The organism is Pseudonocardia oceanicola (assembly GCF_047200735.1).
GTDB lineage: Bacteria > Actinomycetota > Actinomycetes > Mycobacteriales > Pseudonocardiaceae > Pseudonocardia.
In genome coordinates this window covers 1-404 of record NZ_JBJZON010000102.1, presented here as the reverse complement: position 1 = coordinate 404, position 404 = coordinate 1, and the positions used below count along the sequence as shown (strand labels likewise).

Below are 404 nucleotides of genomic sequence, written 5' to 3'. Positions count from 1 at the left end.
ATCCGGTTCGCGGGTGACTCGGGTGACGGGATGCAGCTCACGGGTGACCGGTTCACCTCGGAGACCGCGAGTTTCGGCAACGACCTGTCGACGTTGCCGAACTTCCCGGCCGAGATCCGGGCCCCTGCCGGCACCCTGCCGGGGGTGTCGTCGTTCCAGCTGCACTTCGCCAACTACGACATCCTCACCCCCGGTGACCGCCCGGACGTGTTGGTGGCGATGAACCCGGCCGCGCTCAAGGCCAACATCGCCGACCTGCCCCCGGGCGGGGTGCTGATCGTGAACACCGACGAGTTCACCAAGCGCAACCTGACCAAGGTCGGCTACGAGGCCAACCCGCTCGAGGACGAGTCCCTGGCCGAGTTCCAGGTCCACGAGGTCGCCATGGCCACCCTCACCCGCGG

General features: G+C 68.1%; 1 protein-coding gene. It reads left to right on the top strand.

Going from position 1 to position 404, the window contains the following annotated elements:
• Nucleotides 1-404, top strand: a 404-nt coding sequence (locus ACL02T_RS34995; RefSeq protein ID WP_412835108.1) for a 2-oxoacid:acceptor oxidoreductase family protein, incomplete at both ends; no start/stop codon positions are given.